Source organism: Phenylobacterium sp., from assembly GCF_041913825.1.
Lineage (GTDB): Bacteria > Pseudomonadota > Alphaproteobacteria > Caulobacterales > Caulobacteraceae > Phenylobacterium.
Genome location: NZ_JAYSEO010000018.1, coordinates 47780 through 74238, shown reverse-complemented (window position 1 = coordinate 74238; position 26459 = coordinate 47780). Strand labels below are relative to the sequence as shown.

At 72.1% G+C, this 26459-nt stretch carries 30 protein-coding genes; 10 read left to right on the top strand and 20 right to left on the bottom strand.

Translation table 11 applies throughout. From position 1 onward, the window contains the following. Nucleotides 1–137: 137 nt before the first annotated feature. Entirely contained in the window at nt 138–1223 is a 1086-nt protein-coding gene (locus tag ACE3Q8_RS15815; protein ID WP_374471254.1) for an endonuclease/exonuclease/phosphatase family protein, read from the top strand. Continuing rightward, nucleotides 1220–2401, top strand: a complete 1182-nt coding sequence (locus ACE3Q8_RS15810) for a glycosyltransferase (RefSeq protein WP_374471253.1) — start codon at nt 1220–1222, stop codon at nt 2399–2401. Before ACE3Q8_RS15815 ends, ACE3Q8_RS15810 begins: the two co-directional genes overlap by 4 nt. On the opposite strand, the gene ACE3Q8_RS15805 is transcribed toward ACE3Q8_RS15810, so the two are convergent. From ACE3Q8_RS15805 to ACE3Q8_RS15795, 3 genes are all read right to left on the bottom strand, one after another. Then, the gene (locus tag ACE3Q8_RS15805; RefSeq protein WP_374471252.1) at nt 2394–2657 is read right to left on the bottom strand and encodes a hypothetical protein; all 264 of its coding nucleotides are present in this window, start codon (nt 2655–2657) and stop codon (nt 2394–2396) included. The genes ACE3Q8_RS15810 and ACE3Q8_RS15805 overlap by 8 nt on opposite strands. A gap of 62 nt (nt 2658–2719) precedes the next feature. Then, nucleotides 2720–3115: a hypothetical protein gene (locus ACE3Q8_RS15800; RefSeq protein ID WP_374471251.1), complete on the bottom strand. Its 396-nt coding sequence runs from the start codon at nt 3113–3115 to the stop codon at nt 2720–2722. 43 nt (nt 3116–3158) lie between these two features. After that, complete coding sequence (locus ACE3Q8_RS15795) at nt 3159–3416, bottom strand: hypothetical protein (protein ID WP_374471250.1); 258 nt, start codon at nt 3414–3416, stop codon at nt 3159–3161. A gap of 118 nt (nt 3417–3534) precedes the next feature. Here ACE3Q8_RS15795 and ACE3Q8_RS15790 point away from each other — a divergent pair, with 118 nt between their 5' ends. Then, nucleotides 3535–3663: a hypothetical protein gene (locus tag ACE3Q8_RS15790; RefSeq protein ID WP_374471249.1), complete on the top strand. Its 129-nt coding sequence runs from the start codon at nt 3535–3537 to the stop codon at nt 3661–3663. Here ACE3Q8_RS15790 and ACE3Q8_RS15785 read toward each other — a convergent pair whose 3' ends face one another. Continuing rightward, on the bottom strand, nt 3664–3837 hold the full coding sequence (locus tag ACE3Q8_RS15785; protein ID WP_374471248.1) for a hypothetical protein: 174 nt from the start codon (nt 3835–3837) through the stop codon (nt 3664–3666). It abuts the gene before it with no gap. A gap of 126 nt (nt 3838–3963) precedes the next feature. Here ACE3Q8_RS15785 and ACE3Q8_RS15780 point away from each other — a divergent pair, with 126 nt between their 5' ends. Then, the gene (locus ACE3Q8_RS15780) at nt 3964–4611 is read left to right on the top strand and encodes a sugar transferase (RefSeq protein WP_374471247.1); all 648 of its coding nucleotides are present in this window, start codon (nt 3964–3966) and stop codon (nt 4609–4611) included. Nucleotides 4612–4627: 16 nt separating this feature from the next. On the opposite strand, the gene ACE3Q8_RS15775 is transcribed toward ACE3Q8_RS15780, so the two are convergent. Then, nucleotides 4628–5185: a hypothetical protein gene (locus ACE3Q8_RS15775; protein ID WP_374471246.1), complete on the bottom strand. Its 558-nt coding sequence runs from the start codon at nt 5183–5185 to the stop codon at nt 4628–4630. Between the two features lie 222 nt (nt 5186–5407). On the opposite strand from ACE3Q8_RS15775, the gene ACE3Q8_RS15770 reads away from it, so the two are divergent. Both ACE3Q8_RS15770 and ACE3Q8_RS15765 read left to right on the top strand, forming a co-directional pair. Next, nucleotides 5408–6055 (top strand): sugar transferase, encoded by a 648-nt coding sequence (locus ACE3Q8_RS15770; protein WP_374471245.1) that lies wholly within the window; start codon nt 5408–5410, stop codon nt 6053–6055. Nucleotides 6056–6111: 56 nt separating this feature from the next. Further along, on the top strand, nt 6112–6240 hold the full coding sequence (locus ACE3Q8_RS15765; RefSeq protein WP_374471244.1) for a hypothetical protein: 129 nt from the start codon (nt 6112–6114) through the stop codon (nt 6238–6240). Here ACE3Q8_RS15765 and ACE3Q8_RS15760 read toward each other — a convergent pair. From ACE3Q8_RS15760 to ACE3Q8_RS15730, 7 genes are all read right to left on the bottom strand, one after another. Then, a complete protein-coding gene (locus ACE3Q8_RS15760; protein ID WP_374471243.1) occupies nt 6237–7334 on the bottom strand; it encodes a glycosyltransferase family 4 protein in 1098 nt (365 codons plus the stop codon). The genes ACE3Q8_RS15765 and ACE3Q8_RS15760 overlap by 4 nt on opposite strands. 25 nt (nt 7335–7359) lie before the next feature. Next, the gene (locus ACE3Q8_RS15755) at nt 7360–8301 is read right to left on the bottom strand and encodes an endonuclease/exonuclease/phosphatase family protein (RefSeq protein WP_374471242.1); all 942 of its coding nucleotides are present in this window, start codon (nt 8299–8301) and stop codon (nt 7360–7362) included. A 106-nt stretch (nt 8302–8407) separates the two neighbouring features. Next, a complete protein-coding gene (locus tag ACE3Q8_RS15750; protein ID WP_374471241.1) occupies nt 8408–10582 on the bottom strand; it encodes a GumC family protein in 2175 nt (724 codons plus the stop codon). A gap of 16 nt (nt 10583–10598) precedes the next feature. Beyond that, complete coding sequence (locus tag ACE3Q8_RS15745) at nt 10599–11750, bottom strand: outer membrane beta-barrel protein (RefSeq protein ID WP_374471240.1); 1152 nt, start codon at nt 11748–11750, stop codon at nt 10599–10601. A 164-nt stretch (nt 11751–11914) separates the two neighbouring features. Then, nucleotides 11915–12484 carry a polysaccharide biosynthesis/export family protein gene (locus ACE3Q8_RS15740; RefSeq protein WP_374471239.1) on the bottom strand — a complete coding sequence of 190 codons (570 nt, stop codon included), beginning with the start codon at nt 12482–12484 and terminating at the stop codon, nt 11915–11917. Nucleotides 12485–12493: 9 nt separating this feature from the next. Next, complete coding sequence (locus ACE3Q8_RS15735; RefSeq protein ID WP_374471238.1) at nt 12494–13243, bottom strand: metallophosphoesterase family protein; 750 nt, start codon at nt 13241–13243, stop codon at nt 12494–12496. A gap of 190 nt (nt 13244–13433) precedes the next feature. Next, a complete protein-coding gene (locus ACE3Q8_RS15730; RefSeq protein ID WP_374471237.1) occupies nt 13434–13673 on the bottom strand; it encodes a hypothetical protein in 240 nt (79 codons plus the stop codon). A gap of 105 nt (nt 13674–13778) precedes the next feature. Here ACE3Q8_RS15730 and ACE3Q8_RS15725 point away from each other — a divergent pair, with 105 nt between their 5' ends. Next, nucleotides 13779–14507, top strand: coding sequence for a hypothetical protein (locus tag ACE3Q8_RS15725; protein ID WP_374471236.1), 729 nt, complete (start codon nt 13779–13781; stop codon nt 14505–14507). A gap of 32 nt (nt 14508–14539) precedes the next feature. After that, entirely contained in the window at nt 14540–14770 is a 231-nt protein-coding gene (locus ACE3Q8_RS15720; protein ID WP_374471235.1) for a hypothetical protein, read from the top strand. A 308-nt stretch (nt 14771–15078) separates the two neighbouring features. Here ACE3Q8_RS15720 and ACE3Q8_RS15715 read toward each other — a convergent pair whose 3' ends face one another. Beyond that, the gene (locus tag ACE3Q8_RS15715; protein ID WP_374471234.1) at nt 15079–15888 is read right to left on the bottom strand and encodes a helix-turn-helix domain-containing protein; all 810 of its coding nucleotides are present in this window, start codon (nt 15886–15888) and stop codon (nt 15079–15081) included. Between the two features lie 826 nt (nt 15889–16714). Here ACE3Q8_RS15715 and ACE3Q8_RS15710 point away from each other — a divergent pair. Next, entirely contained in the window at nt 16715–17899 is a 1185-nt protein-coding gene (locus ACE3Q8_RS15710) for a hypothetical protein (protein ID WP_374471233.1), read from the top strand. Nucleotides 17900–18095: 196 nt separating this feature from the next. Here ACE3Q8_RS15710 and ACE3Q8_RS15705 read toward each other — a convergent pair whose 3' ends face one another. Then, a complete protein-coding gene (locus ACE3Q8_RS15705; protein ID WP_374471232.1) occupies nt 18096–20207 on the bottom strand; it encodes an EAL domain-containing protein in 2112 nt (703 codons plus the stop codon). A 315-nt stretch (nt 20208–20522) separates the two neighbouring features. Here ACE3Q8_RS15705 and ACE3Q8_RS15700 point away from each other — a divergent pair, with 315 nt between their 5' ends. After that, nucleotides 20523–21026, top strand: coding sequence for a nuclease (locus ACE3Q8_RS15700; RefSeq protein WP_374471231.1), 504 nt, complete (start codon nt 20523–20525; stop codon nt 21024–21026). 43 nt (nt 21027–21069) lie between these two features. On the opposite strand, the gene ACE3Q8_RS15695 is transcribed toward ACE3Q8_RS15700, so the two are convergent. From ACE3Q8_RS15695 to ACE3Q8_RS15670, 6 genes are read right to left on the bottom strand one after another with little or no spacing between them, the layout of a single operon-like run. Continuing rightward, on the bottom strand, nt 21070–22341 hold the full coding sequence (locus tag ACE3Q8_RS15695) for a pilus assembly protein TadG-related protein (RefSeq protein WP_374471230.1): 1272 nt from the start codon (nt 22339–22341) through the stop codon (nt 21070–21072). Further along, nucleotides 22338–22712 carry a TadE/TadG family type IV pilus assembly protein gene (locus ACE3Q8_RS15690; RefSeq protein WP_374471229.1) on the bottom strand — a complete coding sequence of 125 codons (375 nt, stop codon included), beginning with the start codon at nt 22710–22712 and terminating at the stop codon, nt 22338–22340. Before ACE3Q8_RS15690 ends, ACE3Q8_RS15695 begins: the two co-directional genes overlap by 4 nt. After that, nucleotides 22709–23215: a TadE/TadG family type IV pilus assembly protein gene (locus ACE3Q8_RS15685; RefSeq protein ID WP_374471228.1), complete on the bottom strand. Its 507-nt coding sequence runs from the start codon at nt 23213–23215 to the stop codon at nt 22709–22711. The genes ACE3Q8_RS15690 and ACE3Q8_RS15685 overlap by 4 nt, the downstream gene beginning before the upstream one ends. Beyond that, on the bottom strand, nt 23215–24180 hold the full coding sequence (locus tag ACE3Q8_RS15680; RefSeq protein ID WP_374471227.1) for a type II secretion system F family protein: 966 nt from the start codon (nt 24178–24180) through the stop codon (nt 23215–23217). Before ACE3Q8_RS15680 ends, ACE3Q8_RS15685 begins: the two co-directional genes overlap by 1 nt. After that, nucleotides 24177–25124 (bottom strand): type II secretion system F family protein, encoded by a 948-nt coding sequence (locus ACE3Q8_RS15675; RefSeq protein ID WP_374471226.1) that lies wholly within the window; start codon nt 25122–25124, stop codon nt 24177–24179. The genes ACE3Q8_RS15680 and ACE3Q8_RS15675 overlap by 4 nt, the downstream gene beginning before the upstream one ends. Continuing rightward, a complete protein-coding gene (locus ACE3Q8_RS15670; protein ID WP_374471225.1) occupies nt 25121–26452 on the bottom strand; it encodes a CpaF family protein in 1332 nt (443 codons plus the stop codon). Before ACE3Q8_RS15670 ends, ACE3Q8_RS15675 begins: the two co-directional genes overlap by 4 nt. Nucleotides 26453–26459 lie beyond the last annotated feature (7 nt).

Sequence of the window (26459 nt, the reverse complement as noted above, 5' to 3'; positions counted from 1 at the left end):
GCTTCGCCAGCTTACCGGCTCCCGATCCACCCGAGGCCGGCGGCGAAGTCAAGCGGCAGCGACGCGGGCTGACAATCCGCCACGGTTGCCGCGGCGAGCCCAGGCGGTCTAGGGAGAAGCCGCGAGGGGAGGCGCCCATGACGGCGGCGGACAGGGGCCAGGGCAAGCGGAGCGGCGACAGGCCAGGCGCAGCCCGGCGGCCCGGCGGCGGGCCGCCGCGCGCCGGCCGCCGTCGCGGGGGCGGACGGAGCAGACGGCCCTCGGCGCGCTGGAGCCGCTCGGCGAAGATCGCCGTGCTGGCGGCGCTGGCGATCTTCGTGGCCCTGCAGGCCGGCGCCAGCCTGGCCAGCGGAGTATATCTGCTCGACGCCGTGAACCACTTCCGCCCCTGGTGGGTCGCGCTCAGCCTGCTGCCGCTCCTGCTTGTCTGCGCCTGGGTTCCGCGCGCCTGGCCCTGGCTGCTGGCCGCGGCCGCGGCCGGCGTCCTGGTGGTGGTCTCACCAGGCTTGGCCGCCCGCCTGGGGGCGCCGAAGCCTGCGCCCGCCGCCGAGCCGCTCACTGTGGTCACCTTCAATATTCTCGGCGGCAATCCGCGGCGCGCGCAGATCCAGGACTGGCTGCTGCGCACCGACCCCGACGTGGTGGCGATCCAGGAGGCCAACCCGGCCTGGGACGCGGCCGTGGACCGCTCGCCCCTGGCCGCCTGGGACCGGGTGACGGCGGCGGACCGGGCCCGGAACGTGGAGCTGTTCTCGCGCCTGCCGCTGACGGCGCCCCGCTTCCTGAGCGCGCCTGGGCGGCGGCCGGTGACCCTCGCCGTGATTTCGCATGCGGGCCGGCCGATCTGCGTGGCCTCCATTCACCCGCAGACCATCCGCAACCGCGCCCAGTGGCTCGAGCGCAACGCCGACCTCGAGTACGCCGCCTATTGGATCGGGACCCACTGCCCGCCCGCGGCGGAGAAGATCATCATGGGGGACTGGAACGTCGCCCCATGGTCCGGACACTTCCGGCGTTTCCTGGCCGCCAACGCCCTGCGCTCCGCCGACCCGGGCCTGTGGCCAGCCCCCACCCGCCTCATCGACGGCCGGAAGGGACTGGGCGCGCCCATCGACCACGTGGCGATCTCGTCCGGCCTGGCGGCGCAGGACTGCCGCCTCGGGCCGGCCGTGGGGTCGGACCACCGGCCGGTGAGCTGCGACATCGTTCTGGCCCGTCCATGAGAGCCGCCGAGCCGCGGCTGCGCATCCTGCTTGTGGTCCCGAGCTTTCCGCCGGACGTGCATGGCGGGGCCGAGCGCCAGGCGGCGCTGCTGGCTGAAGCTCTGGGGCGCCTCGGCTGCCAGGTGCGCCTGCTCGCGCCCACCGTGACGGGTGCGGAGGGCGTCGAGGCGACAGCCTACGGCAGCCTGGAACGCCTGCGCCTGAGCGCCCTGCCCGCGTCGGGCGGGCGTCACCTGGGCGCCACGCTCGCCTGGACCGCCCGCACCGCCCGGCGCATCGTCGCCCGCCGCGCCGAGCTTGACCTGGCCTACGTCTTCCATCACCGGCTGCACGTGGCCGGACCGCTGCTGGGCGGCGCCCTGGCGAACCTGCCGGTGTTCGTGAAGCCCGGCGGCGGCGGCGAGGCGTCCGAGTTCGCCGCCCTGCGGCGCAAGAAGTATCTCTACGGGCGGTTTGTGGCGCGACGCGTGGTGCGCGACACCGCCGGCTTCATCGCCAACAGCACAACCATCGCCGAGGACCTGCGCCGCGAAGGGGTGGGGGGCGAGCGGATCTACCGGATCCCCAATGGGGTGGCGCCGGTGCCCAGCGCCGCCTTCGCGGCGGCGCGACCCGGCCGCGATGGAACGCGCCTGGTCTACGCCGGCCGGCTGGTGCCAGACAAGGGCGTGGAGCGCCTCATCGAGGCGGCGGCCCTGTTGCCGCGGGATCGGCCGTGGACGCTGACGATTCTGGGCGACGGACCGGAGCGGCGGCCGCTGGCGGCCCTCGCCGCCGAGCGCGGGCTCGCCGGACGGGTGGCGCTGCCCGGCCACACCGGCGATGCGCCAGCCGAACTCCTGAGGCACGACATCTTCGTGTCACCGTCCCTTCGCGAGGGACAGAGCAACGCCCTGCTGGAAGCCCTGGCGGCCGGGTTGATCCCGGTCTGCGCGCCAGCCAGCGGGGTGGAAGAGCTGGTCGACCCCGACCTGGGCGTGGTGACGCGCGACGCCACCCCGGAACGCCTCAGCGCCGGCCTGGCGGCGATGCTCGGCCTCGCCGCGCCGGAGCGCCTGCGACGCAGCGCGGCGTTGCACGCCTGGGCGAACCAGCAGTTCGCCATCGACGCGGTGGCGCGCGCGACGCGCGCCGCCTTCGTGGAGGTTCTCCAACGCCGCGGCCGCCCGGCTAGTTGACCGTGTCGGCGTCCCGGCGCTTGTCGAACAGCGCCTCGATGACAGCCGTGTAGCTGCCGCGTTGGGCGGGGTGGGCGTCCTGCCGGCAGCGCGCCAGGAGCTGGTCGCGCACGTCGTCCAGCATAGGCTGCGGCTGGTCGGCGCTGGCCAGGGCGAGCAGGAGGTCGATCACCTCCAGAGCCGCCGCGAGACGGCCCTCCTGCCGATGGAGCTGCATCCGCAGCGCGTGCACCTCGGCCTTCGTCTCAGCGCTCACGCAGCTCCCCCCGTGCAGCGTTGGGACGGAACCCATTTCGGGTGATTCGCGCAAGACATCCGTCAAGCCCGCGTGGCCGGCTCCGGGCGCTCGCGGGCGGCGGCCCTGCGTCCGTGAGCGCGACCCAGGGCGTAGGGCAGGGCGGCCGCAAGCACGCCGCAAAGGTCGGAGATAAGGTCCCGCAGCTGAGCGTCGCCGGCGAACAGGCCCAGGCCCTGCAACCCCTCGAGCCCCGCGCCCAAGGCGAACACCCCGCCGCCCAACACCCAGGCCGGGACGCGCCGGAACGCCGCCAGAAGCAGGATGGTCAGGGCGAAACTCAAGGCCCCGTGGCTGACCTGATCGGGCTTCAACCCAGACCGCCAGCGCTCGTTTGCGTCGGTGGCGCCGATGAAGGCGACGGCCAGAACCAGAACAAGCGCCGCCCGCGAGCCCCATGCGGTGATCCTGCCGCCCATGTGAGCTCCTGTGGAGGCTGATAGGCCGCGCGCCTGGCCCGGCTCAGAGTCCGGTGGGGGTGCGGCGATCCGCGCCACGAAGCCCGAGCGCCAGATGCTTGAAGCGCGCGACGGCGCGGCTCAGGTCCGCCGCGGCGCGGGCGCGCCGCTGATGGTCGTTGGCGGCCTCAAGGCTGAGGCACAGCTCCATGACGAGCAGGATCAGGCGATGCATGTCGGAATCTCCGCGGTAGCGCTCGCGCATGGCCGCCAGCGCGGCGAACTCGGCCGTGAGGCTGGCGTGGCGCGGCGGCTGTCGCACGGCGGGGATCCCTCCTTTTTTTCGAGCAGCGCAGATCCTAGGCAGATTCGCGTGGCGCAGCCGATGCATTGACCACCCCGCTCGCCGCCCGCATGGTCAGCGTCGGAGGACCTCCGTTTTGCCGCACGGCCGCAAGCCCATCAAGACCCGCCGAAGACTTCTCGGCCTCCGGCCGGAGCTGCTGGTGGCGCTTCTCATGGTGCTGCTCGGTGGCGGCGCGGCGGCGCTCAGCGCCGCGCTTCTGTGATCAGCGCAGCAGGACCGTGGGGCGCCCATCCGGGGCCAGGGTCGGAAACGCCTGCGGATCGAACGACAGCAGGATCTCCGCCGGGCGGGTCTCCCCGTCGGCCCCGCAGAGCACGCGCACCTCGGCCTGCGGCGGCGCCGCCTGCAGCTGCCTGATCAGTTCGCACACGGTCATGGGAGAGCCTGCTTTTGCTGCAATCCGCGCAGTTTGCCGCACGCGCCTTAACGGTGCGTCTCTTTAGCGCTTCCGGCGAACGCTGTGATCGCCTATGGAGCGACAGCAGTCGGCGAGCCCTCCTCCATGTCACAGACCCTCCTTGTCGCGGACGCGCCTCTGGCGTCGCCGCTCCCGCCCGTGGCGCGATCGTCCGCCAAGCGCCTGCTGGACGCGGGCGTGGCGGGGGCGGCGCTGCTGATGCTCGCCCCTCTTCTGGCGCTGATCAGCCTGGCCATCTGGCTGCAGGACGGCGGCGCGGTGCTGTTTCGGCAGCGCCGCACCGGGCTGGGCGGACGGCCGTTCGTGATCCTGAAGTTCCGCTCCATGTGGGTGGCGGAGGACGGCCCGGGCCTGCGGCAGGCGCAGCGGGGGGACGACCGGATCACCCCGGTGGGCCGGGTGCTCCGCGCCCTGAGCCTCGACGAGCTGCCGCAGCTCATCAACGTGCTGAGGGGAGACATGTCCCTCGTCGGGCCGCGTCCGCACGCCCTTGGCCATGATGTCGCGTGGGGCGCGGCGGTCGCGGGCTACGCCGACCGTTTCCGGGCTCGGCCCGGGCTGACCGGCGAAGCTCAGGTTCTGGGGCTACGCGGAGAGGTTACCGGACTGGAGGCGGTGCGGGCCCGGATCGCTGCCGACAACCGCTACATCGAGACCTGGTCTCTCGGACGCGACATCTCCATCCTGCTGCGCACCATCCCGCTGATCTTCAACGATCCCCGGGCCTACTGAGGCGCTCGCGCAGCGGTCACTCGGTCGGCGGATGGGCCCTGAGGATCGGCGCCGCCTCGGCGGGACACGCCGTCCAGTGCTCCTTGTTCAGAAGGCCCTGACGCACCCGCTCGCGTCCTGCTGCGGTCAGGCCGACGCAGCCCTCCCATTCGGAGAGCATGAGCACGTCCCCGGGAGCCGCTGTGGACGCCAGGCGCAGGTCGGCGCCGGGGCCATGGGCCTGGGCCGTCGCTGACGGAACGCTCGCCCGGCGAACGGCCAGGTTTCCGCCGGCGAGCGCCAGAAGGACCGCCGAGCCCAGGGGGAGGGCGGCCCACAGCCGCGACCGTCCGTTCACATGCGGCACCAGGCTGCGGAGCGCCGCGCGCTGGCGCCAGGCGCGCCAGGCCGCCAGCGGAGCAAGAGTCGCCGCAGGAGGCGACGCCGGCGCCGCGACCACCTGCGCGATGGCCCTGCGCAGGCGCCGCCGACGCGCGGCGCGCGTCAGCGGGGAGAGGAGCCGCTGCAGCAGCCCTCGGCCTGCGCCCGCCGTCAGACCCCCGGCCTCCTGTGGCTCCATGGTTCGCATAAACACGCGCACTCCCCGACACGGCGGCGGACCCGCCGCGGCGGGTCCGGGCGCACTCGCCCGGCGCCCGGTTGCAGCCCGTCGCATCGCCGTCGCACGGTTGTGCTTGGAATGCGCCAGGATGGCAAGCGCCGCCCGGCGGCGTGTTGTCGCAAGTCGGCAGAACACGGACATCTTGCACGCAACGCGGCACAATGATTTCTAGGCTACGGGCCTTGGGGTGAGACAATGGCGGAATGGGAAGTCCTGACGGCGGGGCGCGATTGCGCCCGGCCGGCGCTCGTGGCGCGAAGCGCCGTCAAGCGGGGCTTCGATATCGTGGTGGCCAGCGCGGCCTTGCTCATCCTGGCGCCTCTGCTGATCCTGATCACCGGCCTGGTGCGGCTCGAAGACGGCGGTCCGGCCCTTTTCCGGCAGCGGCGCACGGGCCTGGGCGGCGCCGCCTTCGTCATCCTCAAGTTCCGGTCCATGACGGTCGCCGAGGACGGTGCGGACATCCAGCAGGCGCGGCGGGGGGACCAGCGGGTGACGCGCATCGGAGCGACCCTGCGGCGGCTTAGCCTGGATGAGCTGCCGCAGCTGATCAATGTGCTGCGGGGCGACATGTCCCTGGTGGGACCGCGTCCCCACGCGCTCAGCCACGACACCCGCTGGAGCCGCGCCATTCCGGATTATGCGCTGCGGTTCCGCGCTCGCCCCGGCCTCACCGGCTACGCCCAGGTTCAAGGCCTGCGGGGCGAGGTGCGCGATCTGGACGAGGTGCGCGCCCGGATCGCCGCCGACAACGCCTACATCGATCGTTGGTCCCTGCGCCTGGAGCTGAGCATCCTCCTGCGCACCGTGCCGCTGCTGTTCTTCGACCCGCGCGCCTATTGATCGCGCAACCGTTCCGCCGCTGCGGCGTTGGCCAAGCAGGGTTCGGGAGAGACGCCTTGGCCGACACCAGCTTGCACGCCACGCACCTGCAGCGCCGACCGCCGCCGATCGTGCGTCTCGCCGTGGCCTTCGGCGCGTCTGGCCTTCTCTGGGCCGCGATCCTCGGGGCGCTCAGGCTCATCTAGCTCCGGCTGGCGAGGACCGCCTGCAGTTCGCCGTTGAAGCGGCGGTAGAGGGCGTTCACCTGTTCTGCGCCATAGCGGGTCGTCGCCAGGCGCACGGCGGCTTCGCTTCGATGGCGACGCTGCGCCTCGTCGCCCACGACCTGCAGAACCGAGGCGGCGAGGTCCGCCGGCTTATCCGAGGTCAGCAGCGCGCCCCCGGCGGAACCGTAGTCGCGCAGGCCGCCGACGGCGGGGGCGACCACGGGCAGGCCCACCGACATGGCTTCCAGAGCGGCGATACACAGCCCCTCGTGCCGGCTGGCGAGGACGAAGGCGTCGGCGGGGCCACGCTCGCGCCAGCCGGGATCATGACCCGGCAGCCGGACCCAGGTCTCCAGCCCCTCGGCGCGGATCTGCGCCTCCAGGCTCTGGCGCAGGGGGCCGTCCCCGTAGAGGGTCAGGCGGGCCGGGCGGCCAAGGGCGTGCAGGCGCGCCACCGCCCCCACCAGCCGGCCCGGCTGTTTCGCCGCGGTCAGGCGGCTGGCGCTCACCAGCTCCAAGGGCCGGTTGGCCAAGGGGCGGAGCGGCCAGGGACGCCCTGGCGCGAAGCTCACCAGCGGCAGCACCGTCTCGCGGGGCGGCGGGCGGCGGTAGAGCCGTGCCCGGGCGCGGCGAGCGGTCTCCTCGCAGTCGCTGAGCATCCAATCCACCCGCCGGGAGGTGATCCAGTAGCCGAGCTCGTAGGCGCGGTTCGCCAGGCGTGTGTTGTGTTCGAAGGAGAGGATTAGCGGCTTGCGCTGCGTCGGCGCCAGCAGCCGGCCCAGCAGATTGGCCTGCGGCAGGGCCAGCACCAGGGCGTCGAGCCCCTGCAGCCGCGGCCGCAAGGCGTCTGCGGCCTGGGCCAGGCGGCGAAGCGTCATTTGCGGGGCCGGGTCGATCCAGCCGGTGTTGGCAACGCGGGCAGGCAACGCGCCCGCGCCGCGCATCAGGGCGAGGATCTCCACGTCCAGGCCGTCGAACGCGCCGCCTGCCAGCAGGCGGAACGGCGCCTGCTCGGCGCCGCCCCGGTCGAAGCTGTTGATCAGGTAGAGCAGCCTGGGGCGACGCGTCCGCATGGAGCCTGACCGGCGATCCGGGCGCTCAGGGCCGCAGGCGGCAGAGCAGCGGCCGATGCTCCCCGCCCAGGTCTGGGCCCAGCGCGCAGCCGCCGGTGGCCACCGTGGGCGTCACGGCGAGATGATCCAGAGGCTGGGCCACCAGCGCGCCGACCCGCCCGAGGGCCCCGGGACCGGCCAAGGGAAGGCTGAGGGACTGGACCGAGGCCACGCCGGCGGCCGTGAGGGTGTCGCGGAAGGTGGGCGACCAGGGGGTGACGTACCACACGCCGGTGACCACCGCCGGCCGGCCGGCGCCGCGTTGGCTGGCCCACTGGGCGGCCAGGGCGAGGTAGGCGTTGCGGGCCCGCCACTCCGCCTGCGACTTCGGCTTCGGCGGATCGAGCACCACCACTTCCAGGGGGCCGGCCAGGGTCTCCACGGAGGCGGCCACGGCGCTGCGGGAGGGCACCGGCCGGTAGGCGGCCGCATCCCGGATGGGGGAACGGCTGAGGACATCCTGACGGATGTCGCCCTCCAGGCGTCGGCTGGCGCGATAGGGATAGGCGTCCACGAGCTCCGGGAGGCGCTGGCGCCAGCCGTCCGACAGCTCCGCCAGGGCGATCACCTCAGGCCCGTCGCGGCGCGCCCAGGCGGCGAAGGGCTCGAAGGCGGCGTCCTCCCAGCCGACGTTGTAGGTCGCCACCGTCAGGGGCGCCTGCGCCGGGGCGACGCCATCGGCCGGACGCAGGCCGGCGTTGGCGTTGAACAGCAGCGCCACATTGACCGCCAGGGCGAGGCCGGCGGCCAGAACCAGCCACAGGCGGCGGGTGACGAGACAGGCCGCCAGCAGCCCGAGGGCGGCCAGGACCACGAGGTTGCGGCTGAGGGCCACAAGGTCCGCAAGCCAGACCTCCCGCGCCAGGCCCTGGGCGGCGGCGGCGGCGAGCAGCGCCAGGACCAGCAGCCACAAGGGGATGAGGGCCAACGTCCGGCGGCGGCTCGGGCGTGGGCGCCGGCGACGCGGCGATGGCGCGCCGGCTGGACCCCGGGCGCGTCCCGTCCGCCGCGGCCCTCCGGGCCGCCCCTTCGGGTCAGTTGCTGTAGTACTTGGCATATTCGCGGTAGTAGTAGCCGCTGTCGCCGTAGCCGTAGGCCGCCTGCGAGCGCAGGTTCACCTGGGTCAGGGCGACGCCCGCAATGCGCGCGCCCACCGAGGTGAGCGCGTCCATCGCCAGACGGGCGGCGCGCGCCGGGGTCTTCTGCCAGCGCAGGAGGAAGAGCACCGCGTCCGCCTGCTTGGCGATCACCCGGGTGTCGGCGACGGCCAGGGCCGGCGCACAATCCAGGATCACCATGTCGAACCGCTCGCGCAGAGCCTGCAGCAGGTCTGCGAAGGCCTTGGTGTTGAAGATCTCCCGGGGCGTGAACTGCGCGCCGACCACCGGCAGGATCATGGCCCCGGACGGCTCGTCCAGGAGCAGGGCGGACTCGAGGGGCGCCTCGCCGGACAGCACCTCCAGGAGGCCCACCGTCGGACGCGCGTGCAGGATCTCCTCCAGGCCGCGGCGGCGAACGTCGCAATCCACCACGATGGTGCGCTGACCGGCCAGGGCGGAGGAGCGGGCCAGACACAGGGAGGTGGTGGACTTGCCTTCGGCCGGCACGCTGGAGGTGACCGCCAGCACCTGGATCTCGCGATCCAGGTCCGCGCGCCCCAGGGCCGCCCGAAGGCCGCGGAAGCTCTCCGCGAAGGCCGACAACGGCTTGTCGATTAAGAACTGCGCCGGCGGCGTGGCGCTTTCGGTGCGGGTCGTGGGCACAGACCCCATGGCCGGCGCGCCGAGCATCCGCTCCACGTCTTCGGACGTGCGCACCTCCCCCGACCACATCTCCATGCCGACCACCGAGGCGGTGGCGAGCAGCAGGCCCAGCACCAAGCCCACCGCCAGGTTCAGGGCCTCCTTCGGGGAACTGGGCGACAGCGGCAGCTGGGCGGGCGCCACGAGCTGAGCGTCCGACTGCAGCGAGCCCTGCTGCGAGGAGGTCTCCTGAAGCCGCTCCAGGAACGACTGATAGAGCGTGCTGGAGGCGGACGCGCTCCGCTGGAGCTGGTTCAACCCCACCTCCGCGCTCTTGCCGCGGGCGAGCTCGCCGCGCGCGCGACCCAGCTCGTTCTGGATCGCCGCGAGGCGTTGCTGCGCGGCGTTGGCGTTGGCCTGCAGGCTGCTCACCACACGCTGCACCTCGCCTTGAATGTTGGCGCGGATCTGGTTCTGGGTTTCGCGCGACTTCAGCACTTCCGGGTGCTGCGGGCCGTAGCGTTGCAGCAGTTCCTGCTGGCGCCGCTGCTCCTCGGAAAGCTGCACCCGCAGCTGCTTGACCACGTCATTGGCGATCGCCTCGCCGATGTCTTCGCCGCCGCCGCCCCGGGCCATTTGCTGGCGCGCGGTGGCCAGGCGCGCCTGCTGTTCGGCGAGATCGGCGGACGCCTGGCTTTCCGCCGCGAGCAGCTGCGACACCCGCTGCTCGGTAAGCTGCGACCCTGTGGCCGTCAGCAGGCCGCTTTGCGCCTGATACTGCGCCACCGCCTGCTCGGACTGCTGCACTTGGCCGCCCAGCTGGTCGACCTGCTCGGCCAGCCAGCGGTTGGCCCGGGCGGTGGCCTCCACCTTGGCGTCCAGCTGGGCGGTGAGATAGCGGTCGGCGTAGGTGGTGGCGATGCGCGACGCCTTCTCCGCGTTGGCGGAGGTGAAGCTGATGTCGATGACGAAGGTCAGGCCGCGCCGCTGCACCTTCAGGCGGTTGATCACCGCATTGATGGTGGCCTCACGATGCCGGCGCTGCGCTTCCGGGGTGGTGGCAGGCTGGGGCTGGCCGCCGAAGAGGCCGGGCCGCAGAGCGCGGTTGAACTCCGGGTCCCGGGTCAGGTTCAGGGTGTCGACCACCCGGCCGGCGAGGGCCCGGGAGCGGATCAGCTCCACCTCCGTGTCCACCACCGCCGTCTGCGGCGCCAGATCCGACACCACCTCCTTGACGTCGCTCACCGAGCGCTGGCGGGTGTCGATCATCACGCTGGCGTTGGCCGTGTAGAGCGGCGTTCGCGTGAAGGTGTAGACGATGTCCGCGGCCATGACGGCGCCCAGGACACCCAGAAACACGAGCCAGTAGCGACGCACGGTGACCACCAGCCGGCGCAGGTCGGCCGGGCCGCGCACCAGGCTATTGGCCCAGGAGGGAAGCGCCGGGGCGGCAGGGACGTAGGTCATGGTGAGCGGAGTCCGGTCAAGGATAGGCGTACACGGTGAAGGTGACCGTGCGGTCGTCGAAGGAACGCTTCCGGTTGGCGCCGGTGGAATCGAGCTTGCTGTAGTCGAAGGCGAGATCGGCGCGCAGCCGGCGGTTCATGCGGTAGCCCACGGAAACGCCGGCGCGGGTCTGCTCATCCTTGCGGTCGATGAGCGCGAAGTCCACATCGCCCCGGGACAGCCGGCCCGACACGATCACATTGCGCAGCAGCTCGTGATCGATCGTGACGCCGGCGCTGGTGCTGATGCCGCCCGGCGAGCTTTCGTCCAGCTGCGGCGCGCTGCGGCGCGCCGCGTTGAAGCTGACCGTGGTCAGCTGGGAGGGGAACCACTGGAACTCCGCGTTCCAGGCGAAACCGGAGTCCGAGCCCAGCCCGGCCGCCTCGTAGGTCTGGCGCAGGTAGCCCACCCCGATCTCGCCGCGGGCGAGGTTGGTGAGGTCGAAGTTGGCCCCGCCCAGCAGGCTGACGTTGTCGTAATCCAGGCGATCGCCCACGGCGTTCGGCCGCTCGGAGGTCTCGCGCAGGACCGCCGCGAACGCGGCGAAGTCCGGCGACAGGGCATAGGTGGCGCGCCCGCCATAGCTGAAGTAGTCGCGGTCGCGGCGGTTGAAGTCCGCCCGCGCGCCGCCCGCGCGCGCCACCACGCCGTAGTCGTCGCTCTGGGCCGTCACCGCCGCGGCGAACTGCATGCGCGCCGTGGTCTTGAACAGACTGAGCGAGGCCAGGGACTGCTCATTGTAGACCGGCTCCAGGGTGTCCACCGGCACGTCGGGGTCGGTCCGCGACGTCACCAAGCGGGCCCGACTGAGCCGGCCGTCCAGCCAGAGATCGCGCTGGATGTCCAGGCGACCGGCGCCCGAAACCAGGTACTCGGTAGCGTTGTCTTCCGAGCTGCGATCGTAGCGGGTGTGCGCCGTCCAGGCGGCCAGCCCCACGCCGTGCCGCGACCAGGTGGAGAACAGCCGTGCGCCGGGGCGCAGGCGCACGTAGCGATCGCCCTGCTCGTCCGTCTCGGCCTTCTTCACATTGGAAGTGGCCCCCACGCCGACCGCCACCTCCGGATAGAGTTCGAACGCCCCGAGACGCTTGGACACCGGCTCCCAACCGGGCTGCGGCCGTTCGCGCACGGCCGTGTTGCGGCCGCGGGCGTAGGCGGGGGGCTGTTGCAGGACGCCGAGCTCCTGCGCCAGCGCCGCCGTTTCCCAGCCGCAAGCGCCAAACGCCGCGGCCGCGGCGAGCGGCAGCCTCGCAGCGCGGACGGCGCTGCGGCGAAGCGGAACGGGAGCCCGGGTCAGAAGAAGCGCTCCCGCACCACGATGGTGTCGCCCGGCGAGAGCGGCGTATCGGCGCGCAGCCTGACCTCCTGTTCCTGCCCATCCCCGGCCTTGCGCACGAGAACGCGCTTCTTGTTGGCGCGGTAGGTGAAGCCGCCGGCGGTGGCCACGGCGTTCAGGATGGTCAGACCGTTGCGGTAGGAGTACTCGCCCGGCTTCTGCACCTCGCCGAGGATGAAGAACGGACGATAGGTGAGGACCTCGGCCGAGACGCGCGGATCGCGCAGGTAGCCGTCGGCGAGCCGAACGCGGATGGCTTCCTGCAGCTCGGCGATCGTGCGGCCGGCGGCCGGCACCGCGCCCACCAGAGGGAAAGCCACATCGCCGGATCCCGACACGGCGAACTCGCCCGACAGGTTCTCCTCGCCGAAGACGATGATGCGCAGCCGGTCACCGGCGTCCAGGCGATAGTCGTCGGCGGTCCGCACGCTGGCGCTCGGCGCGCTGGGTTGCGCCCAGGTGGGGCTGGCCGCAAGCACGGCCGCCACGGCGACGGCCGCCCGCAGGGAGGTGATGATTGCACGCATTATCATTTCCTAGTTCAAGGCGTCAGACGCCTCAAGTTGGCTCGATGTTCGTCCCTCGATCTCGACCCGACCCTGCGCCGCCACGGCCTGGAGCAGGCGGCGATCGGCGCCCTCCAGCACCACCGCCGTGAGCCGGCCCGTGGCGTAGGCGCCCGTATCGACGCCGATGCGCCGCTCGGTCAGGACCGCGGCCTCTTCCGGGGTGTGCCCATGGACGACCGTCTTGTCCCAGCCGCCGCGCCCCTTGAGGAACTCGGAGCGGATCCACATGAGATCCTGCGCCGTCTGGGCCTCGAGCGGCACGCCCGGTCGGGCGCCGGCGTGGGCGAAAAAGTAGTCGCCAATCTCGCAGCTGAGTTCGAGGCCCTCGAAGAACGCCCGATGCCGCGCCCCCAGCCGCTCGGCGAACACCCTGCGCGTGTCTTCCCAGGCGTCGGCGTCGTGCCGCGTGGCGGGCATGGGGGCGCCGTAGGACTCCAGGGTTTCGGCGCCGCCGTAATCGATCCAGGTCGGGCCGACGCGTGCGTCCTCCAGGAAACGCAACAGAGTGTCGTCGTGATTGCCCCGCAGGAAGCGAGTCTGAAGGCCGCTGTGGGCGTGGAAGTCCAGCAGCGCGTCGATCACGTCGCGGGAATCGCGACCGCGATCCACATAGTCGCCGAGGAAGACCGCCGTCGCGCGGCCTGCGCCCCGCGCCGACTCCACGATCGCCGCCAGCAGCGGGCGAAGCAGGTCCGCTCGGCCGTGGACATCGCCCACAGCGTAGACCCGCTCCCCCGGCGGTAGCGAACGCTGACGCGTCGGCTTGGATCTTCTGATCAGTCCGAACATGACCGTGGTGCGCGCCGCGCCCAGCGGCTTCTCGGCTTGCAGATGCCTTTGGCTGCTACGGCCGTCAAGGCGACAGACGCCGCGCGAGCCAACTTGCCGCAAGCCGCCCGCGATACGGTCAGGCGCGGAGTTCAGCCAGGTCCACGCCGGTTTCCTGGGCGAACCAGGCGAGGGTCTCGGCGAGGCTGCGACCCGATTTCAGGTCCATCAGCGCCAGGGCGGCGGTGAGCCGCACCGGGTGGGGGATGTTGGCGTCGTCCATGGCCACGGCGCGCAGCGCCGCGGTCGCCTTCGCCCGGGCCTCATGGTCGTCGCGCGACACATCGAGCACGGTCTGTCCATCGAGCGGCGGGATCATAGTTGTGTAACCTAACGTCTAGCGCTGCCGCCGTCACGGACTTTGCGGCGCCCTGGACAGGCGGGGGACGGCGCTGCAGGCTCACTGTCAGGCGAGGAGGCGTCGTTGATCCACATGCGCCGAGGGAGCCGCTTCGCCGCGCTGGCGCTCGCCCTGGCCGCCGGCGCCGGGCCGCTCGTGGCGCAGGCGCAGACGCGGGTCAGCGCGACCTACGAGGGTCGCCTGGTGATCAAGCTCCTCGACGTCCGGCACGACGCCGCCCTGACGCCGGCCGGCTATCGGGCGGGCGCGCGCATCAGCACCGGCGGCTTGGCCGGCGCCGTCAAGCCCTTCGCGCTCGTGGTCCGGTCGGAGGGGCGACGGCGCGGCGCCGCGCTCGCCTCGGAGCGATACCGTCAGCAGCAGGGATCCAAGACGCGTCTGGTGGTCTTCCCCGCGCCACGGGCGCCCGGGGCGGTCGATCCGCTCACCCAGCTTCTCCGGCTGCAGCTGAGGCCGCAGGCGGCGGGTCCCTGTGCGGGGCGGCTGGCGATCTACGATGGTCGACAGCGCTACGATCTGGTGTTCGCCCGAGCCGGCTCAGGGGCGGCGGAGCCGCGCTTCGCCGCCCTGGGTCTCGCCGACGGTCGAAGCTGCCGGGTGACTTTCATCCCCCTGTCGGGTTTCGGCGGCGAGAAGGGCCGGCCGCCCCGGCCGAAGAGCGATATTGTGGCGCGCTATGCCTGGAGCGGGGCGGCGCAGGGGTGGGTGCTCACCGGCCTGGCCGCTGGAACCCCGCTCGGAAAGGCCGAGCTGACGCTGCACGACCTGCAGGTCGTACGGGCCGCCCGCTAGCCCCGACGACGCCCGCGTCTTAAGGCTCTGACATGGCTATCTACAAGCACGTGGGCGTCCTGCGGAAGAGCGACGCCGCCGACTTCGACCGGTTTTGGGCGGCGCCCGCCCGGGTTGAATATTCCGGCATCTATCAGTGCGAGTGCCGGCACGAAACGACGCTGCGGGGCGGCGAGCCTGCCCCCTTGTCGCATCGCGGACACCCGCCGGGCGTGCCGGTGACCTGGCGGCTCGTGGTCGCCTGCTGGGAGGCGACGCCCTAGCCCCCGCACGCCGAGCCCACGACCCACGGGGCCTGGGATCGTTCGAGCAGGGGCCGGCCGTCGGGCGAGGTGGATCGTGCGCGAGAACCTTCAGACGCCCCGCTGCCGGGGCGGATGGGCGTCCTCGCCAGGGGCGGGCGGTCCAACCGCCCTGTTCGAGGCGGCGGAGACGCGCCAAAGGTGACCCGCGGCCCCTGGGAGCCGCCCGCGCCCGCAGGAGAAGGCCTTCGTCAACAGCAGCGTGGCGGCCGTCCCGCGACGCCGCGACATTGGGGCTGGCGCTCACACCCCGGGGCCGACCCCGCTGTTCAGAGCCGCTCGGCGAAGGTGGTGATTCGTGGCCAGATGTCCGAGCCGGAAGCATAGCCGCTGGCCGTCAGAACGTCCGGCGTCTGCACCGTCACCTCAATGTGCGCTCCGCGGCGTAAGCCATGGGTGTCCACCAGGTCGGACGGGAGCTTCAGGAGGTCGCAACTCAGCGGTTCCTTCCGCACGACCCCGATCACGGTGCGGTCTTCGTGACCATAGGGCACCAGGAACCGATAGCGGCCGTCGCCTTGGGCCTCAGCCAGCGTCACGTGCAATACATAGTGCGCGCCCGCGATGATCGCGTACAGGTCGATGCGCGCGCCCCGTCCGGCGCACGCGTCGTTCTCCTCGGGAAACGCCGGGTGGCCGCCGCTCATCTGGATGAGGCCCGCGACGAGGTTCACGGCCCCGCTGGCCATGGCGTTGCGGATCTTGCGCTCCCGATAGTCGACCTCCAACGCGCCGCCGAGCGCAAGCCAGGCCTCATCCACCTCCAGCAGCTGGGCCAGGAGGCGGATCTTGTCGGGTCGCGGACGCGCGACGCCGGTGAACCACTTGCTGACCGTCTCGTTGCTGACCCGCGTCCCGAACCGATGCTCCAGCTGGTGGCGGACCCAGGCCTGCCGTCCGTGGTTGTACGCGGGAACCTGCGCGTTCTCGTCACAGGCCCTCTGCAGGCGCAGCGCGAAGGGTCGATCCCGCAGATCGCGCTGAGGGCGTCCGCCCGCGGACGGTCGCGAAGCCGGATCCGCGCCCCCGCGACCGGAGGCTGCGGACGACCGGCCCGCTTGGCTGCGCGTGTCGCTCAAGTCTCGGCGTCCTTCCTCATTGCGGCGCGACGGGAGGCCGCCAAGGTTCTGCAAGAGAGGCAAGATTTGCTGGCGATCCTAGTCGTGGGGCGGCGGCCGGTCGAGCCGCCACGCCGCGGGCGTAAGGTGTCCGGGGCGCCGATGCGCCAACGCCACCGGACCAAAGCGGGCGTCCGCGAGCGGTAAGGTCATGGCTTGCTGTCCCAGCCGGGCAGCCGCAGCCACGTTGAGAACGGCTCCGCAAGCCCGCAGGGCTTGGCGGGCGCTTGCAGGGCCGTCGGCTGAAGCTGCGGCGGCGCGCGGTTTGCGCCCCGTGGCCGCCGCGGCGACGCCGCCCGGTCAGGCCTGGCGTTCGTCCCACGAAGGCGTTTCGGGCGGGTGCGCGCACAGGCGTCAGGACCGCCAAAGCATCGGCCGACCCATCGTCTGGCGGCGGCGAGGCCGCTGGACGATCGCGCGACGCGGCGTCGCGAGCCTTGCCATTGTCCGTCAGCCTCGCGAAGATCAGCGGCGCCAGGTTGGGGGAAGGGGCGTGATCCAGTCCAGCAGTCTCGCCTTAAGCGTCGAGCGCGCGCGGCCGTGCGCCGGGCCTGGCGATCATCTCGAGCCGCTTGGGCCCATGCGGGGGGCGGCTGCGTCGCCCTCGATGCGGGACCAGCGACGCAGCGCGCCTGCCCTTGCGACCGCGAGCGACAGCGGCGCGGCGGGACGCCGAGATCGTCCCCTGAGGCCGATGCACGCCGAACGCCCGAGGGGCCCCGACGCGGTTCGACCGCAAAGCGCCGGACGTCCGCGCATCGCACGTCCGGCGTCGTGAGGTAGGCGCATGCCCGGGATCGCCTTGGTGAGCCAGGATGAGCGGCTCTATCGCCGGGTGCGGGCGGCGGCGGAGGGTCTGGCGGGCGTTACGCTCCTCCAGGGTCCGCTGAACGGTGTCGCCCACGACGTGGCTACGCTGAAGCCCAGCCTCCTGCTGTTTGACCTGAACGAAGGACTGGCCGCGGCCGAGTTGCCGGACATGGTGGCGAGGGTGGCGTCTGCGCACCCGAGCCTTGCCGTGCTGGTCCTGGGCGACGCCGGCGACGACGGGGATGTGCTTGCCGCCATGCGAGCCGGCTGCGCCGAGCTTCTCCATCGCGACGCCAGCTCGGACACGTGGCGTGAGCGCCTGGAGAGACACTTGCGAAGGCTGGAGGAGAACGAACGCGCCGCCACCGGCGCCTTCTCCCTCGTGTTGAGCGCACAGCCGGGCGGCGGCGCGGGCCTCTTCGCCCTCAATCTGGCTCTCCTGTGCGCACGGCGCCAGCCCGAGGCGCTGCTGATCGACTGCCAGCTGCCGGCCAGCGAGGCCGGGGCGGCTCTGGACATTGCGCCGGCCTACACGATCTCGGACGCCGTCCGCGACTTTGTGCGTCTCGACCGCTCCCTGGTGCTGTCCGCCTTCGCGCACCATCCTGGCTCCGGATTACGGCTCCTGCCGCTCTCCGTGCGGGCCAGCGATGAGACGGCGGTCTCTCCGGAAGCCTTTCTGAGGACCATCCGGGCGGTGCGGTCTCTGTTCGGCGAGACGGTGCTCAACGCCGCTGGAATCCGCCACGCCCTGCTCCTGAGCACCTTCGTAAGCTGGGCGTCCGACGTCTACCTGGTCTGCCCGCAGAAGTTCACGGCGCTTCGGGACGCCAAGGATCTCCTGCTGCGCCTGCCGCATGACGTGGACGCCCGTCGCCGCGTCACCCTGATCGTCGATGAGTACAGCCCGATGATCAACGTGACGCCTGAGCAGATGCAGGCGGCGCTCGGCTTGGAGCGCGTGGTCCGCCTGCCAGCCGGTCGGGACGAGTTGATCAACGGGCTGAACCTGGGCCGGCCGATTGCGCTCGAACGGCCGCACTCGCCGTACATGGCGGCGTTGAACGCCGCCCTGGGCGGCGAGGCGACGCCAGCGGGGCCGTGGCGTTGGGGCGTTGCGGTCGGCGAGGCGGCCCGCCGTCTGCTGGCAGGCGGCCGCTGAGGCCCTCGAGGGCGGAAGGATCGGCCCGCCCAGACAGCGCTGCGGGACGCGCGGCGCCCGAACGATCGTCGCGTTCCCGCGCGACCCGGCGCCACGGGACGAACCTGACGAACGCGACCCGCCGTCCGCTCCGGCGAACCGGCCGCGGGCAGGCGCCGTGCGCGCGGGTCCAGAGCCCGGGAACCTGCCGCTGAAGTCAGGCGGCGCGATTGGGATGGGGGGGCTTCGGGGCGAGCGCCTCCAGCACGCTTTCGAAAGGCCTTGGTCGGCCGAACGCATAGCCCTGCAGATAATCGACCCCGATCGCGGTGACCGCCGTCAGGGTGTCTGCGTCTTCGACAAACTCGGCGACCGTCGTCGCCCCCAGTCGGTGGGCGAGCGCATTCATGGACTCCACGATGGCTCGGTCGGTTTCGTCGCGGGTGATGTTGCGGATGAAGCTGCCGTCGATCTTCACGCTGTCGACCCCGAAGTGCTTCAGGTAGGCGAAGGAACTCACGCCGCTGCCGAAGTCGTCGAGGGCGACCTTGCAACCCAGGGCTCGCAGCCGCTCCATGACGTCGCCGGTGGTCGCCAGATTGTTGAGGGCCGCTGATTCCGTGATCTCGAAGGTGATCGCAGAGCTGAGCACTGGCGACGTCTGGAGCAGCTCCACAAGCTGGATGAGCATGGCAGGACTGTTCAGGGACCCTGCGGACAGGTTGATCGAGATCTGCAGGTTCTCGATTTCGGCGATCCGCGGACCCAGGCGGCCGACCGCTTCCTCCACGACCCAGCGGTCGATTTCCGACATCAGGTCGAACCGCTCCGCGGCGGGGATGAAGGCGCCGGGCGCCACCAGCCTCCCCCCGGTGTCGATCATCCGCACGAGCAGCTCGTAGCGGTGGCCGCCATCGGCGGCCCTCGCCGCCACGATGGGCTGAGCGAACAGGACCAGCCTGTTTTCACTGAGGACGTCGCGCATGCCGGCCACCACCGCCATCTCACGGCGACGTTCCGCCATGGCGGTGTCCTCCGGCGCGAAAACGGCCGCTCGCCCGCGCCCAGCGGTCTTCGCCTCGTAGCAGGCCAGGTCCGCCTGGCTCAGCAGCTCGCCAGGACCAAAGGCGCCATCCACCGCGCACAGCCCCATGCTCAACCCCGTGCGGAAGACGTCGTCCTTCCAGGTGAACCGGAAATCGGTCGCGGCCTGGATGATGCGCTGCGCCGTGCCTTGCGCGGCCTCGATGTCGGTCTTTCGCAGCAGGAGCGCGAACTCGTCGCCGCCGATGCGCGCCAGCAGGTCGCTGCCCCCGATCTGGCTGCGGATGATGCCGCTCACCTGGCAGAGGTAGTGGTCGCCGGCTTCATGTCCGGCGGTGTCATTGATCATCTTGAACTGGTCGACATCCACGTAGCAGAGCACGTGTCGGCTCCCGCTGGCCCCGGCCTCGATGACCGCCTCCTTCAGGGCCTCTTGCAGCAGCGTCCGGTTCGCCAGACCGGTCAGGGGATCGTGGGTGGCGGCGTGGCGCAGCTGACGCTCCTGGCGTCGCGCATCGGTCACATCCTGGATCACCAGCACGGCGCCGATGATGTCCCCCCGGCGCGTCACGATGGAGGAGACCGTGCTCTCGATCTCGTAAATGGTCCCCAGCGGGGTCGTCAGCCAGGCCTTCTGCGTCAGCCGCGTGGCGCCGCGCGCGACGCACGCCCGCGCAATGTTCGGCAGCCGCCCGCCACCTTCGGTGGAACGAAGGTCCAGCACCTCGTCCAGGGGACGGCCCACGGCGCGATCGGCGGGCAGCGCCAGGAGGGTCTCGGCGGCTCCGTTCAGGAAACGAACGACGCCGTCCGCATCTGTGGTGACGACCGCGTCGCCGAGGGCCGCAAGCGTGACCTCCAGCCGCTCCTTCTCGTCCTGCAAGGCGACAGACAGGCTCTGAGAGCTGGTCACATCCCAGGACGCCCCGAGCAGGCGGGCGGTGTCGCTGGCCTTGGACAGTTCCCCGACGGTGCGGATCCAGCGCAGCGCGCCCCGCGGCGTTCGAATGCGGAACTTCATGTCCAACGCCGCGCCGCCGGCGGCGGCTTCCAGGTCCGCCGCGACCTGGCGTCGGTCGCGGGGGTCGACCGCCCGCAGGATTTCGGGAAGATCGACAGGCGCTTCGGCTGGCAGGTCGAAGAGCTGGCGCATCTGAGCGTCCCAATGATGGGACGCGCTCCGGACATCCCATTCCCAGATACCGATGCCTGCGGCACGGGCGGCGAGCGCCGCCCGCTCCGACATGCGGTCGCGCCAATCGTCCGATTGCTGATCCCGGTCCAAGCTCCGAAGCTCCGCCTCCCCGAGGCACATTACCGGGGCGCTCGCCGCGCAGAAAGAGACCTCACGCCGTTTTTCGCGGAAAAGTTGCAGCCTGCCCGCGGGCGGAGCCGGACTTTGGCTGCAAGCGTCCTGACCGGCGCAATCCGGGGATCTCGACGCCACCGGCGCCGCGCGCCGGCGCCGCGGCAGGGTCGCGCCGCGTCCGGCGTCAGCCCAGCCGGGGCGGCGCTGGCGCCGAGACCGGCGCCGGCGACCCCCTTGGCAAGCGGGCGCCGGGGCCCCACCTAGCGGCGCAAGAGGGGGAGGGGGCGAGCCATGCGGGACCGGTGTTCGCGCCGCGGGATCACGGCGGCGATGCTCGGACTGGCGATCACCGGCTGCACGGGGGAGGACCCGCAGCCGCAATCGTCCCGCACGCCGGGGCCCGGACCGAGCCCAGCCGAGCGGGTTCGCGTGCTCGCCGCCGACGTGCTGGTTGTGGACGGTCAGCATATCCGGCTGACCGGAGCCTGGGCGCCCCAGCCGATCCCCGACGCCCGCTGCTGGGCCGAGGCGCTCGCCGCCAAGCAGGCGACGGCGGCGGTCCGACAGATGGTCGAGCAGGCCGCCAATCTCGAGGCCGCGCCTTCGACCGTGCGCGACGCCTACAATCGGACGGTGACCCGCGTTCGCCTGGACGAGCTGGACCTCTCCCAGTCGCTGATCGACGCCGGGTTGGCGGCGGCGAGCGAGCGTCGCTTCGACTGGTGCGCGCCGATCAGCCAGGGCCAGACGGGCGCGCCGACGTTGCGCGCCCTGATGGACTTCGGCCGCCCGTGAGCGCCGCCGCCCTGGGGGTCCAGCGGCCTCGGTGAGGCGGAGCCTACTCCACCAGCGCGGTGGCCACGCCCCCCGCGGCGCGCACGCCGACGCCTTCGCAGTTCAGCTGGATGTTCGAGTTGCCGCTCAAGGTGACCTGGCTCGCCAGGATCTGCGTGCAGGCGCCCACGGCGGTGGCGGAGCCGCCGGTGAAAATGACGCTCTGGCTCGGGAAGTAGACGGCGCCGGTGATCTTCTGACTGGAGCCGCCGTTGAACCGGTTGTCGCCGCCGCTCGGCGCGCGACGGTCCTGGTAAAAGGCCAAGCCCGCCGTGGGGCCGCTGCTCGGCGCGATGATGTCGATCTCGGCCTGGCCATTGGTGTGGAAGGTCGCGTAGTTCGAGCCGGTGCTGCTGGTCAGGACGAAGGTGACCCCATGGGCGTGGATCGATGCGCCGCTGTTCACCGAGAAATCCCCGCGATCGATGATGTAGATCCCCGGCGCGAAGGTGACCTTCGCCCCGGCGTTGATGGACAGGCCGTTGCAGAAGACCTTGACGCCGCTGGTGTTGCTGACGCTCACCACGCCGCTGAACGCCGGCTTGGCGTCGCAACCCGAATAGGCTGGGATCGGCACGTCGCGGTAGGGGTCGGCGATCGGCGCCTGACCGGAATGGAGCCCGTTGTCGACCTGCAGGACGGCGTTGTTGCTCACCGAATAGCCCCCGACCACGCTGACGCGATCGGCGCGCAGGGTGGCCGCGCCCTTGAGCTCGAGCGCCGTCGGGCTGTTGGAGTTGGCGTGCAACGAGCAGCCGCTCAGGTTGACGTCGGCGGTGCCGGTCTCGAGGGCGGAGGCGGCGGCGGTTTCGTGCAGCGCCACGACACAGGCGTTGCCGATGACGCCCGCCCGGGCCACCGCGCGGGCGCGGATGACGCGGCCGCCCTGCCCCCAGAACACCGAGAAGAAGCGCTGGGCGGGACGCGTGATGATCACCTCGGCCGAGCGGGCGTCCCCGGCGAAGGGGCCGGAGGTGGCGGGCAGGTTGACCACCACGGTGTCGCCGCCCTCGCCCTGGGTGTAGCCGTAGGCGGAGGCGATCAGCCGCGCCTCCGCGGCCGGGGCGCCGGACGCCGCCAGACGGGCGGCGGCGGCGCTGAACGCCGCCGAGTCGGCGGCGTGCTGCGCGCTGCGCCGGGCCACGTACCCGACGCCTGCGTCCAGGCCGAGGCCGGCGAACCCCAGAAGAACCAGCAGGCTGAAGGCGAACACCAGCCCGGCCGCACCGCGCTCGTCGGCCCACAGGGATGAAGCGGAAGGCCGGCGACCGCTCATCGCCGGCAATACCGCGCCCTCAGGGGCGGCGCGCCGGGGGCCAGCTTGTAGGCCACGAACGGCGGCGTCCACTGGGCGCGAACCTCGGTTCCACAGGCGGCGGCGGTGACGGAGAAGGCGCTGGCCGGGGCCGCGACCGGCCCGGCGCGCTCCACCGCCCTGGCGATCACCGCCGCGTTGGTGGCGCAGGCGCCGATGGCGCTGCAGCGCGCCGCTTCCTCGACGGCGAACAGCAGGGTGGCCTTGGTCCAGGCCAGCCGGCCGCATTCCATGAGACCCAGCAGGGCGGCGAGCAGCACCGGCAGGACGAAGGCCGCTTCCACCGCCACGGCGCCGCGCCGGTCGCGCCACAGCATGCCGACGCGCCTCATTCGACCCGCACCTGCGCGCGGCTGACCACCTGCGCCGGCAGGGCCAGCCGGTGAGGTCCGGGAAAGACCGGCGCGAAGGCCGCGGCCGCGCCCACCGTGACGAAACGGCCCGGCTTGCCGCCGGCGGCGCAGGCGCTGGTGGTGGCGGGAACCAGGGCGCCGGCGCTGACACAGGCCACGGTGAGCGTCGGCGCGGGTGTCGCGAGCACCGCCTGCGCCGTGGCGTCGGTCACCGCCGCCGTCACCCCCGCCTCGTTCCAGCCGAGGCGCTGCGCATAGTCGGCGCCCGCCTGGGCGGCGGCGCGCACCTCCAGCTGCAGGGCGATCAGGCGGGACAGGTCCACGAGGCCGGCGAGCAGCAGGAGCAGCACCGGCAGGACAAGGGCGAACTCCACGGCCGCCGCGCCCCGCGTGTCGGCGACCAGCCCCTGCGCCCGGTGGGGGCGCCGAGCCGCGCCGGCGAGGTCCGCCAAACGGGAGACGGGGTGTGGGGCGGTCGGCATCAGAAGGAACTGTTCAGGACCTGCACGATGGCCGGTCCGATCAGCACGATGAACAGCGGCGGCAGGATGAAGGTGATCATCGGCACCGTCAGGGTGGCGGGCAGGCGGGCCGCCTTCTCCTCGGCGCGCATCATCCGCGCATCCCGGAACTCCCCGGCCAGGATGCGCAGGGCCTGCGCCAGGGGCGTGCCGTACCGTTCGGTCTGGACGAGGGTGCTGACCAGGGCGCGGATCTGCGGCGTGCCGACACGCCGGGCAAGCGCCGCCAGCGCCTCGCGCCGGTCAGGCAGGAAGCCCAGCTCGATGGCGCAAAGGCCGAGCTCGTCGGCCAGGTCGGGGCCGCTGGGCCGGATCTCGCGAGCGACGCGGGTCACGGCGGCGTCCAGGCTGAGCCCGGCCTCGGCGCAGATCACGAAGAGGTCCAGCGCGTCCGGGAGGACCCGCTGGATGCGCGCCTGCCGGCGCTGGATCAGATTGCGCAGCAGGACCTGCGGCAGCAAATAGCCCAGGCCAAGACCGGCGCCGATCACCGCCAGCTGAGGGCTCAATCCGGGCGGCAGGGACAGGGCGGGCGAGAGCAGATAGGCGGCGAGACCCGCCAGGGGCGGGGCCAGCAGGCGCGCGGCGAGGTAGACATGGGTCGCCTCGGGCGCCCGCAGGCCAGCCTGGGCCAGCAGGTCGGCGGCGGAGCGCGCTTCCCGACTGCCGCTCAGGCGGAGGCGCCGGCTGAGCTGGGTGGCGATGTCCACCGGCGTGCGCGCCAGCGCGCGCTGGCGCGGCTGCAGGCGCTCGGCGCGGAGCTCCTGCCGCCGCCTTAGCAGCGCCCGGGCCCGGCCGCTCGCCACGTCGCGCGACGACAGCGCGCGCAGAATCATCAAGATGGTCAGGAAATTGGCGGCGCCCACCGCCAGGGCGATGGGCAGGGGGCGCGGCCCAAGGGCGGCGACGAGATCGGCCGGGGTCAAATCTCGAACCTCACCATCTGGCGCATGATCATGGCGCCGGCGGCCAGGCTGCCCACGCCGCCAGCCAGCATCAGCTGTCCGCGAGGATCGGTGAACAGCACCGTGAGATAGTCGCGGCTGACGACCCACATGAGCGCGGCCATGAAGAAGGGCAGGGCGCCGATGATCAGCGCGCTGGCGGTGGCTTCCGACGACATGGCGCGGATCTTCAGCGCCATCTGCTGACGCCGGCGCAGGATCTGCTCCAGGTTCTCCAGCGTCTCGGCCAGATTGCCGCCGGTCTCGCGCTGCACGGACAGGGCGATGACCAGGAAGTTGAACTCCGCCAGGTCCAGTCGACGGGCCGCCTGCCACATGCCGTCCTCGAGCCGCACGCCCAGCCGCATCTGGTCGCTGACGCTGCGGAATTCCTGTCCGACGGGATCGGCGATCTCCGCGCCGACGATGCTCACCGCCTCGGTGATCGGCAGGCCCGAGCGCAGGCCGCGGACGATCAGGCCGATGGCTTCGGGGAACAGGGCCAGGAAGCGCCGGCGGCGCTGGCCGATCATCGCCCCCACCGCCAGGTGGGGCAGGAGCAGGCCATTGGCCAGCCCCGACAGCAGGGCCAGGCCCAGCGGCGTTCCGAGCGCCAGGCCCAGCGCCGCGACGGCCACGGCCAGGGCCACATTGACCGCCAGGAAGCTCCCCAGGCGCAGGGGCCGGCCGGTGGCCCGCAGTCGCGCCTGCAGCACCTCCGGGCTGGGCAGCAGCTGCCGGGCCAGGCGATCCAGCGGCGAGCCGCCGGAGCGACGCACCACGCTGGCCGGGGTCGGCCGGCCGCCGGCGGCGGCCAGGCGCCGCGCCCGGAGCATCAGGGGCCGACGCTCGGCGTGCAGCCGCGCGCCCAACACGCCGACCGAAGTCAGCAGCAGGGCGAGGCAAAGCAGCAGCGGCAGGCTCATCCGATGGCTTCCAGCAGCAGCCGATCGAGGCCGAAGTACTCGGCCCGGGTGGTGAAGTGCGGCCGGAGCCCCGCGGAATCGAACTGCCCCTGCAGGCGGCCGTCCGGCCCCTCGCCCGTGAAGCGGAAGGCGAACAGCTCCTGAGTGGTGATCACCTCGCCCTCCATGCCGACCACTTCGGTGATGCTGGTCACGCGCCGCACGCCGTCGCGCATGCGGCTGATTTGGACGATCATCTGGACGGCGGCGGCGATCTGGGTCCGCACCGCCTTGGCGGGCAGGTTGACGCCGGACATGCCCACCATGTTCTCCAGTCGCGTGAGCGCCTCCCGGGGCCGATTGGCGTGGATGGTCCCCAAGGACCCGTCGTGGCCTGTGTTCATCGCCTGCAGCATGTCGAGGGCCTCGCCGCCGCGGATCTCGCCAAGGATGATCCGGTCCGGCCGCATACGCAGGGCGTTCTTGACCAGTTCGCGCATGGTGATCTCGCCGCGGCCTTCGAGATTGGCCGGCCGTGTCTCCAGCCGCACCACGTGCGGCTGCTGCAGTTGCAGCTCGGCGGCGTCTTCGATGGTCACCACACGCTCATCGGCGGCGATCATCTGCGACAAGGCGTTCAGCAGGGTCGTCTTGCCGGAGCCGGTGCCGCCCGAGATCAGGATGTTCAGGCGGCACCGCGAGGCGATCTTCAGCACCGTCGCCATCTCGGCGGACACATTGCCCTGGCGCGCCATCAGGTCGAGATCGATGCGCCGCTTGGAGAACTTGCGAATGGAGATGGAGGGCCCATCGATGGCCAGGGGCGGGATGATGATGTTCACCCGGCTGCCGTCGGCCAGGCGCGCGTCCACCAGCGGGGAGGACTCATCCACCCGCCGGCCCACCTGGCTGACGATGCGCGTGGCCACGCTCATCACATGGGCGTTGTCGCGGAAGCGGGCGTCGCTCAGCACCAGCTTGCCGCCGGACTCCACATAGACCTGCCGCGGCCCGTTCACCATGATGTCGGTGACCTTGTCGTCGGCCAGCAGGGGCTCCAGGGGCCCGAGGCCCAGCATGTCGTTGACCAGGAGGGTGACCACGTCACCCTGCTCGCGATGGTTCAGGGGCAGGCGCAGCTCCTGGGCGAGCTCCGAGATCAGGCTCGCCAGCTGCTCCGCCAAAGCCTCTCGGCTGAGGCCGCTCGCAGCCTCGCTGTCGATCCGGTCGAGCACACGCGGCAGCAGGCGGCTGGCCACGTCGTTCAGCTTGTCGACGGCGGCCTCGGGGGCGGGCGGCGCCACGTGCGGCGCCAGTTCGGCCGGCGGCGCCGAGGGCGTTTCAAGCACCGTGAGA